The following is a 10,418-nucleotide window of genomic DNA, read 5'->3' on the forward strand; positions in this document are numbered from 1 at the left end:
GAGCGGTTCCCACACCGATGGGGCCGCTCCCTTTGCTGTACGTGCGAGACGTACCGGACGCTTTGTAGTCTGGTCGCAGGTGCACAACTGAAGAGGAGGAGCGCCCTCCCTACGCCGCCGGTCCTCGGTAGTGGCATCCGGAAAGCCCCGGAAGGCTACGAACCGGGTGCTTCGATCGAAGACCGGCCCGCACGCCAGGAGCGCTTCTCCGCAACCGTCCACCACCACACGGGTGGCGGACGGAGACGACGAAAATGGAGAAAACGCTAGTGGAGAACGAGACCCACTACGCCGAGGCCGTCATTGACAACGGCTCCTTCGGCACCCGCACCATCCGCTTCGAAACGGGCCGTCTGGCCCGCCAGGCCGCCGGCTCCGCCGTTGCCTACCTGGACGACGACACGATGGTGCTTTCCGCGACCACCGCGTCGAAGAAGCCCAAGGACCAGCTCGACTTCTTCCCCCTCACGGTGGACGTCGAGGAGCGGCAGTACGCCGCCGGCAAGATCCCCGGCTCCTTCTTCCGCCGCGAGGGCCGCCCCTCCGAGGACGCGATCCTCACCTGCCGCCTGATCGACCGCCCGCTGCGCCCGTCCTTCAAGAAGGGCCTGCGCAACGAGATCCAGGTCGTCGCCACGGTCATGGCGCTCAACCCCGACCACCTGTACGACGTCGTGGCGATCAACGCCGCCTCCGCGTCCACCCAGCTGGCCGGCCTGCCCTTCTCCGGCCCGATCGGCGGCGTCCGCGTCGCGCTGATCCGCGGCCAGTGGGTGGCGTTCCCGACGCACACCGAGCTCGAGGACGCCGTCTTCGACATGGTCGTCGCCGGTCGCACCCTCGAGGACGGCGACGTCGCGATCATGATGGTCGAGGCCGAGGCCACCGAGAAGACCATCGCCCTCGTCAAGGGCGGCGCCGAGGCGCCGACCGAAGAGGTCGTCGCCGCGGGCCTCGAGGCCGCGAAGCCGTTCATCAAGGTCCTGTGCAAGGCCCAGGCCGACCTCGCCGCCAAGGCCGCCAAGCCCGAGGGCGAGTTCCCGGTCTTCCTGGACTACCAGGACGACGTGTACGAGGCCCTCGCGGCCGCGGTCAAGGGCGACCTCGCCCAGGCGCTGACCATCGCGGGCAAGCAGGACCGCGAGGCCGAGCTGGACCGCGTCAAGGACATCGCCGCCGAGAAGCTCCTCCCGGCCTTCGAGGGCCGCGAGAAGGAGATCTCCGCCGCCTACCGCAGCCTGACCAAGGCCCTGGTGCGCGAGCGCGTCATCAAGGACAAGGTCCGCATCGACGGCCGCGGGATCACGGACATCCGTACCCTCGCCGCCGAGGTCGAGGCCATCCCGCGCGTGCACGGCTCGGCGCTGTTCGAGCGTGGCGAGACCCAGATCCTGGGCGTCACCACCCTCAACATGCTCCGCATGGAGCAGCAGCTGGACACCCTCTCCCCGGTGACCCGCAAGCGCTACATGCACAACTACAACTTCCCGCCGTACTCCGTCGGCGAGACCGGCCGCGTCGGTTCGCCGAAGCGCCGCGAGATCGGCCACGGCGCGCTCGCCGAGCGCGCCATCGTGCCGGTCCTGCCGACGCGCGAGGAGTTCCCCTACGCGATCCGCCAGGTGTCCGAGGCCCTCGGCTCCAACGGTTCGACGTCCATGGGCTCGGTCTGCGCCTCCACCATGTCGCTGCTGAACGCCGGTGTGCCGCTCAAGGCCCCCGTCGCCGGCATCGCCATGGGCCTGATCTCCCAGGAGATCGACGGCAAGACCCACTACGTCGCCCTCACCGACATCCTCGGTGCGGAGGACGCCTTCGGCGACATGGACTTCAAGGTCGCCGGCACCAAGGAGTTCGTCACCGCGCTCCAGCTGGACACCAAGCTCGACGGCATCCCGGCCTCCGTCCTGGCCGCCGCCCTCAAGCAGGCCCGCGACGCCCGCCTCCACATCCTCGACGTGATGATGGAAGCGATCGACACGCCGGACGAGATGTCCCCCAACGCCCCGCGGATCATCACCGTCAAGATCCCCGTGGACAAGATCGGCGAGGTCATCGGCCCCAAGGGCAAGATGATCAACCAGATCCAGGAGGACACCGGCGCCGAGATCACGATCGAGGACGACGGCACCATCTACATCGGTGCCGCCGACGGCCCGGCCGCCGAGGCCGCCCGCGCCACGATCAACCAGATCGCCAACCCGACCATGCCGGAGGTCGGCGAGCGCTACCTGGGTACGGTCGTCAAGACCACCACCTTCGGTGCCTTCGTCTCCCTCATGCCCGGCAAGGACGGTCTGCTGCACATCTCGCAGATCCGCAAGCTCGCCGGTGGCAAGCGCGTGGAGAACGTCGAGGACGTGCTCGCGGTCGGCACCAAGGTGCAGGTCGAGATCGCCGAGATCGACTCCCGCGGCAAGCTCTCCCTCGTCCCCGTGATCGAGGGCGAAGACGCTGCCGACGCCGAGAAGGACGATTCCGACAAGTGACGTCGCGTAGTCCCCGTGTGACGGCCCGCCCCTCTTCCGAGGGGCGGGCCGTCGCCCGTACCCAAACCCTCCTCCAGGGGCAGAACGGCATCGGCACCGTGCGCCGCACCGTCCTGCCCGGCGGCCTGCGCATCGTCACCGAGACGCTGCCCTCCGTCCGCTCCGCCACCTTCGGCATCTGGGCGAACGTCGGCTCCCGTGACGAGACGCCCACGCTGGGCGGCACCACGCACTACCTGGAGCACCTCCTCTTCAAGGGCACCGACAAGCGCAGCGCCCTCGACATCTCCTCCGCGATCGACGCGGTCGGCGGCGAGATGAACGCCTTCACGGCGAAGGAGTACACCTGCTACTACGCGCGGGTGCTCGACACCGACCTGCCGCTGGCCATCGACGTGGTCTGCGACATGCTCACCGGCTCGCTGATCCGCGAGGAGGACGTGGACGCCGAGCGCGGCGTCATCCTCGAAGAGATCGCGATGACCGAGGACGACCCCGGCGACTGCGTCCACGACCTGTTCGCGCAGACCATGTACGGGGACACCCCCCTCGGCCGCCCGGTCCTGGGCACCGTGGACACCATCAACGCCCTGGGCGCCGAGCGGATCCGCCGCTTCTACAAGAAGCACTACGACCCGACCCGCCTGGTCGTGGCGGCCGCCGGCAACGTCGACCACAACAAGGTCGTACGCCAGGTCCGCGCCGCCTTCGAGAAGGCCGGGGCGCTCACCCGCACCGACGCCGAGCCGGTCGGCCCGCGCGGCGGCAGCAAGCGCATCCGCACCGCCGGCCGGGTCGACCTGGTCAGCCGCAAGACCGAACAGGCCCACGTGGTCCTCGGCATGCCCGGCCTGGCCCGCACCGACGAGCGCCGCTGGGCGCTCGGCGTGCTGAACACCGCCCTCGGCGGCGGCATGTCCTCGCGGCTCTTCCAGGAGGTCCGCGAGAAGCGCGGCCTGGCCTACAGCGTGTACTCGTACACCTCCGGCTTCGCCGACACCGGCCTCTTCGGGGTCTACGCGGGCTGCCGCCCCAGCCAGGTCCACGACGTCCTGCGCATCTGCCGCGACGAGCTCGACAAGGTCGCCTCGGACGGGCTGACGGACGAGGAGATCAGGCGGGCCGTCGGCCAGCTCTCGGGCTCCACCGTCCTCGGCCTGGAAGACACCGGTGCGATCATGAACCGCATCGGCAAGAGCGAGCTGTGCTGGGGCGACCAGATGTCGGTCGACGACATGCTGGCCCGCATCGCCGCCGTCACCCCGGACGAGGTCCGCGCCGTCGCCGGGGACGTACTGGCCCAGCGGCCGTCCCTCGCGGTGATCGGCCCGCTCAAGGAGAAGCAGGCCGCCCGCCTCGACGAAGCGGTCGCCTAGCTGGTCCCCCTGAGCACGTACTCACGTGAGCACGTACGCACCTAAGGAAGCGAACATGAGCAAGCTGCGCGTGGCAGTCCTCGGCGCCCAGGGCCGCATCGGCTCCGAGGCGGTCAAGGCCGTGGAGGCCGCCGACGACATGGAGCTGGTGGCCGCCCTCGGCCGCGGCGACAAGCTGGAGACGCTGGTCGACGCCGGCGCCCAGGTGGCCGTCGAACTGACCACCCCGGACTCGGTGATGGGGAACCTCAAATTCCTCGTCGGCCACGGCATCCACGCGGTCGTCGGCACCACCGGCTGGACCGAGGACCGCCTCGCCCGGCTGGACACCTGGCTGGCCGGCTCCCCGGGGACCGGGGTGCTCATCGCCCCGAACTTCTCCATCGGCGCCGTCCTCACCATGAAGTTCGCCGCCCAGGCCGCCCGCTACTTCGAGTCCGTCGAGGTCATCGAGCTGCACCACCCCAACAAGGCCGACGCCCCCTCCGGGACCGCGACCCGTACGGCGCAGCTCATCGCCGCCGCCCGGGCCGAGGCCGGCCTCGGCGCCCAGCCCGACGCCACCGCCACCGCCCTCGACGGGGCCCGCGGGGCCGACGTCGACGGCGTCCCGGTGCACGCCATCCGGCTGCGCGGCCTGCTGGCCCACCAGGAGGTGCTGCTCGGCGGGGAGGGCGAGACCCTCACCATCCGGCACGACTCCCTGCACCACCGCAGCTTCATGCCGGGCATCCTGCTCGGCGCACGCCGCGTGACGCAGACCCCGGGCCGCACCTTCGGCCTGGAACACTTCCTCGACCTCGGCTGATGAGCAGGCAGTAGTACCCATGCGCGCGAAGATCACGTACTTCCTCACGGCCGCGGTCCTGGTCGTCTACTTCGTCCTGGTCGGCAGCCGGGGCCTGCTGCTGATCCAGCAGGGCACCTGGCTGACCGTGACCTTCGGGGTGGCCGTCCTGGTCCTGCCCGTCATCGGGATCTGGTTCCTCTGGATGAACACCCGGTTCGTCACCAAGGCCAACCAGCTCGCCGCCGAGCTGGAGGCCGAGGGCGCCCTGCCCGTGGACGAGCTGGAGCGGGACCAGTACGGCCGGATCCTGCGGGACTCCGCCGACGAGGTCTTCGCGCGCCGCAAGGCCGAGACGGAGGACGCGCCGGGCGACTGGCGCAGCTGGTTCCGCCTCGCCGTCGCCTACCACGACGCCCGCGACACCCCGCGGGCCCGCAAGGCCATGCAGCGGGCGATCGCCCTGCACGACGCGGAGCCCGTACAGGCCTGAACCGCTCCTGTACGGGCTCCGGTCCTGGACGGGCTCCGGCCGCTGCCCGGCCTGCCTCAGGCGGGCACGGCCCGGTACTCGTCCACCCAGGCCCCCACCACGTCGGCGGCCCGCTCGAAGGCCTCGCCGCGCGCCAGGAAGTCGGCGTTGTGGTCGGTCAGCAGCACCGGCAGCGCCGCACCGCCCTGCCCGGAAACGGTCAGCGCCTGGCCCTGCACCGTCCTCGGCAGTCCGAGCCAGCGCACCGGCTGCTGCACCGTGCGGATCCCGTCGATGGTGTCCCACGGGATCGAGCGCGTCCGGAAGAACGCCACGTGGCGCAGGCCCGTACGGCTCACCCAGACGCCGGTGCGCAGCAGGCGCAGCGTCGCGCCCAGCACCGCGAGCGCGGCGGCCAGGCAGCCGACGGCGCCGCCCCACGCCCCGGCGAAGGCGATGATCATCGTGGCCAGCAGCATGAAGGCGGTCAGCAGGAGCAGCAGCGCCGCGATCGCCACCCGGCAGGGGCCGGGCCGGTAGGGCCGCCGCCATCGGTCGTGGTCGTCGTGGGGGAGGGCTTCGTCTTCGTGCTCGTCGGCTACGCCGTCGGCCGTCAAGAAGGGCAGGGGCACGGCTGGACCTCACTCACATGCACGTTCGGTTGGGCTGTGCCCGTGAGGCTACCGCCCCTCGGAGGCCTCCGACTGCTGTGACTTCTCGGGCGCCTGGTGCGGCTGCAGTGCCGGCATGCCGAAGAGCAGCGAGCCGACGAGCCCGGCCACCACGGTCAGTCCGACCAGCGTACGGGCGGCGAGCTGAGTCTTGCTCAGACTCTCGTGCGGCGGCGGAGTGACGTTACTGCGGAAACGCTCGGCCTCGGCGACGAAGGTGAAGGGGACGGGTTCGCGCCGGAGGAACATGGAAGCGGTTCTCCTTGTGGTCGGGGCCCCGGGGGCCGTGGGCGGTGCTTCTCCCAGTAGGACGCGTGAACGCCCCGTTAGGTGCCCGGTTTCGGGACATCGGTCCCGTTCTTTCGCCGGGCCGTCAGCTGCCCGGACGCGGTCCGCCGACGCCCGGGCCTGCGAGGGGACCCCCGCCGGGCGCCGTAGAGTGGGCGCGCCCCAGGTGCGACACGTTTGGAAGGACCCCAGTGAGCGATACCGCCGCTTCAGCCCTGAAACCCGGCTTCCGCAGTGATGTGACGGTGGAGCTGGTCAAGCACTCCGCCGCCGACTCGGACGTCCTGTGGGCCGCCCGTGTCTCCACGGCCGGCGAGCAGTCGCTGGAGGAGCTGCAGAAGGATCCGGAGCGCTCCAAGGGCCTGATCAACTACCTGATGCGCGACCGCCACGGCAGCCCCTTCGAGCACAACTCGATGACGTTCTTCATCAGCGCCCCGATCTTCGTGTTCCGCGAGTTCATGCGCCACCGCGTCGGCTGGTCCTACAACGAGGAATCGGGCCGCTACCGGGAGCTCCAGCCGGTCTTCTACGTCCCCGACGGCGAGCGCAAGCTCGTCCAGCAGGGCCGGCCCGGCAAGTACGTGTTCGTCGAGGGCACCGAGGCGCAGCAGGAGCTCACCGGCCGCGTCATGGAGGACTCGTACCGCCAGGCCTACGAGGCGTACCAGGAGATGCTGGCGGCCGGCGTGGCCCGCGAGGTTGCCCGTTCGGTCCTGCCGGTCGGTCTTTTCTCCTCGATGTACGCCACCTGCAACGCGCGCTCGCTCATGCACTTCCTCGGCCTGCGCACGCAGCACGAGCTGGCGGCCACGCCGTCCTTCCCGCAGCGGGAGATCGAGATGGTCGGCGAGAAGATGGAGCGGCACTGGGCCGGCCTGATGCCGCTCACGTACGCCGCCTTCAACGCCAACGGCCGCGTGGCGCCGTAAGGCCGGAAACAGCCGGTCGCGCACGGATGTCCGAAGCCAAGTCCCAAGTGTCCGTATTGCGGCGTTTCGGAAAGTTCATCTAGGCTGATCAAACGGACCCGGCACTGCTTGAACCCCCGAGCAGGCAGTGCCGGGCTCCAACAACCCGGCGGTCACCCTCCGCAGTCATATGGGGGAGCCACACCTCGTTGACGTCCCCCGAGGGGATACCGTGAGCGTGGCAGCGAGTAGCGTGTTACCCATGGCTCCGATCTCGACTCCGCAGACCCCCTTCGGGCGGGTCCTCACCGCCATGATCACGCCGTTCACGGCGGATGGCGCACTCGACCTCGACGGCGCGCAGCGGCTCGCCGTCCACCTGGTGGACGCAGGCAACGACGGCCTGATCATCAACGGCACCACCGGTGAGTCGCCGACCACCACCGACGCGGAGAAAAACGACCTCGTACGAGCCGTACTCGAAGCGGTCGGGGACCGCGCCCACGTGGTCGCCGGCATCGGCACCAACGACACCCGGCACACCCTGGAGCTGGCCCGCCAGGCCGAGCGCACCGGCGCCCACGGCCTGCTCGCGGTCACCCCGTACTACAGCAAGCCGCCGCAGGAAGGGCTCTACCGGCACTTCACGGCGATCGCGGACGCCACCGAGCTGCCGGTCATGCTCTACGACATCCCCGGCCGCAGCGGCGTCCCGATCAACACCGAAACCCTCGTACGGCTGGCCGAGCACCCCCGTATCGTTGCCAACAAGGACGCCAAGGGCGACCTCGGCCGCGCCAGCTGGGCCATCGCGCAGAGCGGCCTGGCCTGGTACTCCGGTGACGACATGCTGAACCTGCCGCTCCTGTCGGTCGGCGCGGTCGGCTTCGTCTCCGTGGTCGGCCACGTGGTCACCCCCGAGCTGCGCGCGCTGCTCGAAGCCCACCTGGGCGGCGACGTCCAGAAGGCCGCCGAGATCCACCAGAAGCTGCTCCCGGTGTTCACCGGCATGTTCCGCACCCAGGGTGTGATCACCACCAAGGGCGCGCTGAACCTCCAGGGCCTGCCCGCGGGCCCGCTGCGGCTCCCGCTGGTCGAGTTGACCGCCGAAGAGACGGCGCAGCTCAAGATCGATCTTGCCGCCGGCGGGGTACAGCTCTGACAACAGACTTCACAACTGAACAAGCACAACTGAACAAGCAAGACCACAACAGACAAAAGCAAGTGCACGAATGACATGCGCGCCACGTGCCTTCCGAGGTACGTGGCGTGCGTGGTGAGGAGAGACTTTTGAGCCATCCGCATCCTGAACTCGGCCCGCCCCCGAAGCTTCCCAAGGGCGGCCTCCGGGTCACCCCCCTGGGCGGTCTCGGTGAGATCGGCCGCAACATGACCGTCTTCGAGTTCGACGGCCGCCTGCTGATCGTCGACTGCGGCGTTCTCTTCCCCGAGGAGGAGCAGCCGGGCATCGACCTGATCCTTCCGGACTTCTCGTCCATCCGGGACCGCCTCGACGACATCGAGGGCATCGTCCTCACGCACGGCCACGAGGACCACATCGGCGCCGTCCCCTACCTCCTCCGGGAGAAGCCGGACATCCCGCTGATCGGCTCCAAGCTGACGCTGGCCCTCATCGAGGCGAAGCTCCAGGAGCACCGGATCCGCCCCTACACCCTTGAGGTGAAGGAAGGCGAGCGGGAGGCCCTCGGCCCCTTCGACTGCGAGTTCATCGCCGTCAACCACTCCATCCCGGACGCCCTGGCCGTGGCCATCCGGACCCCCGCCGGCCTGGTCGTGGCCACCGGCGACTTCAAGATGGACCAGCTCCCGCTGGACAACCGCCTCACCGACCTGCACGCGTTCGCGCGGCTGAGCGAAGAGGGCATCGACCTGCTGCTCTCCGACTCGACGAACGCCGAGGTCCCGGGCTTCGTGCCGCCGGAGCGGGAGATCTCCAACGTCCTGCGCACGGTGTTCGCCAACGCCCACAACCGGATCATCGTGGCCAGCTTCGCCAGCCACGTGCACCGCATCCAGCAGATCCTCGACGCCGCCCACGAGTACGGCCGCAGGGTCGCCTTCGTCGGCCGCTCGATGGTCCGCAACATGGGCATCGCCCGTGACCTGGGCTACCTGCGGGTCCCGGCCGGCCTCGTCGTGGACGTGAAGACCCTCGACGACCTGCCGGCCCACGAGGTCGTCCTGGTCTGCACCGGCTCCCAGGGCGAGCCGATGGCCGCCCTGTCCCGGATGGCCAACCGCGACCACCAGATCCGGATCGTCCCCGGCGACACCGTGATCCTGGCGTCGTCCCTGATCCCGGGCAACGAGAACGCGGTCTACCGCGTGATCAACGGCCTGACCCGGTGGGGCGCCAACGTCGTGCACAAGGGCAACGCCAAGGTGCACGTCTCCGGCCACGCCTCCGCCGGCGAGCTGCTGTACTTCTACAACATCTGCAAGCCGCGGAACCTGATGCCGGTCCACGGCGAATGGCGCCACCTGCGCGCCAACGCCGAGCTGGGCGCCCTCACGGGCGTCCCGAAGGACCGCATCGTGATCGCCGAGGACGGTGTGGTCGTCGACCTGATCGACGGCAAGGCCCGGATCTCCGGCAAGGTCCAGGCCGGCTACGTGTACGTCGACGGCCTGTCGGTCGGCGATGTCACGGAGGCGTCCCTCAAGGACCGCCGCATCCTCGGTGACGAGGGCATCATCTCGGTCTACGTCGTGGTCGACAGCACCACGGGCAAGGTCGTGAGCGGGCCGAACATCCAGGCCCGCGGCTCGGGCATCGACGACGGCGCGTTCGGCTCGGTCAGCCTCAAGATCGAGGAAGCCATCGCCCGCGCCGCCGCCGACGGCGTGGCCGAACCGCACCAGATCCAGCAGCTCATCCGCCGCACGATGGGCAAGTGGGTCTCGGACGGCTACCGCCGCCGCCCGATGATCCTCCCCGTCGTCGTAGAGGTCTGAGCCTCGCGGTAGCGACCCGAACTGGAGCGGGCTCCCCTCGATTTGCACCGAGGGGGCCCGCTCCAGTACGTTTACGTCTCCACCTCGCACGGCCCCCGACACACACGTGTGCCCGGACCGCGCCCGCGGGGAGGATGGGAACCGGACCCGGGGAGACCTGATAAAGTCTGGATCCACCCGAAAGGGAATGGCCCGCCAACGGCCACAGAATTCAAATCCGGTGCTGGAAACGGCGCGGAAATGGTCTGGTAAGGTTGGACTCGCCGGAAAGGGAAACGCGAAAAGCGAAGAACTGGAAAGCGAACCCCGCTTCGACCGGGAATCGGACGCGAAAGAGTCTGATAGAGTCGGAAACGCAAGAACGAAAAGAAGAACAAAGGAAGCGCCCGGAGGAAAACCCGCGAGGGTGAGTACAAAGGAAGCGTCCGTTCCTTGAGAACTCAACAGC

The 10,418-nt window shown here is 69.4% G+C and carries 9 protein-coding genes; 7 read left to right on the plus strand and 2 right to left on the minus strand.

The window, feature by feature from the left end:
* Positions 1-269: 269 nt before the first annotated feature.
* From ACZ4M3_RS31230 to ACZ4M3_RS31245, 4 genes are read left to right on the plus strand one after another with little or no spacing between them, the layout of a single operon-like run.
* Entirely contained in the window at positions 270-2,489 is a 2,220-nt protein-coding gene (locus tag ACZ4M3_RS31230) for a polyribonucleotide nucleotidyltransferase (protein ID WP_467738332.1), read from the plus strand.
* Entirely contained in the window at positions 2,486-3,865 is a 1,380-nt protein-coding gene (locus ACZ4M3_RS31235; RefSeq protein ID WP_467738304.1) for a M16 family metallopeptidase, read from the plus strand. Before ACZ4M3_RS31230 ends, ACZ4M3_RS31235 begins: the two co-directional genes overlap by 4 nt.
* A 55-nt stretch (positions 3,866-3,920) precedes the next feature.
* Complete coding sequence (gene dapB, locus ACZ4M3_RS31240) at positions 3,921-4,673, plus strand: 4-hydroxy-tetrahydrodipicolinate reductase (RefSeq protein ID WP_467738306.1); 753 nt, start codon at positions 3,921-3,923, stop codon at positions 4,671-4,673.
* A gap of 19 nt (positions 4,674-4,692) precedes the next feature.
* A complete protein-coding gene (locus ACZ4M3_RS31245; RefSeq protein ID WP_467738308.1) occupies positions 4,693-5,145 on the plus strand; it encodes a hypothetical protein in 453 nt (150 codons plus the stop codon).
* A gap of 56 nt (positions 5,146-5,201) precedes the next feature.
* Here the strand turns inward: ACZ4M3_RS31245 and ACZ4M3_RS31250 are convergent, their stop codons facing one another.
* Positions 5,202-5,756, minus strand: a complete 555-nt coding sequence (locus ACZ4M3_RS31250; protein WP_467738310.1) for a PH domain-containing protein — start codon at positions 5,754-5,756, stop codon at positions 5,202-5,204.
* A gap of 48 nt (positions 5,757-5,804) precedes the next feature.
* Complete coding sequence (locus ACZ4M3_RS31255) at positions 5,805-6,044, minus strand: hypothetical protein (protein WP_467738311.1); 240 nt, start codon at positions 6,042-6,044, stop codon at positions 5,805-5,807.
* Between the two features lie 230 nt (positions 6,045-6,274).
* Here ACZ4M3_RS31255 and thyX point away from each other — a divergent pair, with 230 nt between their 5' ends.
* The 3 genes from thyX (at position 6,275) to ACZ4M3_RS31270 (ending at position 9,970) form a co-directional block, all read left to right on the plus strand.
* Complete coding sequence (thyX, locus tag ACZ4M3_RS31260) at positions 6,275-7,015, plus strand: FAD-dependent thymidylate synthase (RefSeq protein WP_467738313.1); 741 nt, start codon at positions 6,275-6,277, stop codon at positions 7,013-7,015.
* A 241-nt stretch (positions 7,016-7,256) separates the two neighbouring features.
* Positions 7,257-8,156 carry a 4-hydroxy-tetrahydrodipicolinate synthase gene (gene dapA, locus ACZ4M3_RS31265; RefSeq protein WP_467738315.1) on the plus strand — a complete coding sequence of 300 codons (900 nt, stop codon included), beginning with the start codon at positions 7,257-7,259 and terminating at the stop codon, positions 8,154-8,156.
* A gap of 128 nt (positions 8,157-8,284) precedes the next feature.
* Positions 8,285-9,970 (plus strand): ribonuclease J, encoded by a 1,686-nt coding sequence (locus ACZ4M3_RS31270; protein ID WP_467738316.1) that lies wholly within the window; start codon positions 8,285-8,287, stop codon positions 9,968-9,970.
* The last annotated feature ends 448 nt before the right edge of the window (positions 9,971-10,418 follow it).

The organism is Streptomyces sp. NPDC026522 (genome assembly GCF_055567555.1).

Coding starts and splice junctions, on each gene's coding strand:
- dapB (WP_467738306.1), top strand. CDS start 3,921: ATGAGCAAGCTGCGCGTGGCAGTCCTCGGCGCCCAGGGCCGCATCGGC.
- ACZ4M3_RS31245 (WP_467738308.1), top strand. CDS start 4,693: ATGCGCGCGAAGATCACGTACTTCCTCACGGCCGCGGTCCTGGTCGTC.
- ACZ4M3_RS31255 (WP_467738311.1), bottom strand. CDS start 6,044: ATGTTCCTCCGGCGCGAACCCGTCCCCTTCACCTTCGTCGCCGAGGCC.
- dapA (WP_467738315.1), top strand. CDS start 7,257: ATGGCTCCGATCTCGACTCCGCAGACCCCCTTCGGGCGGGTCCTCACC.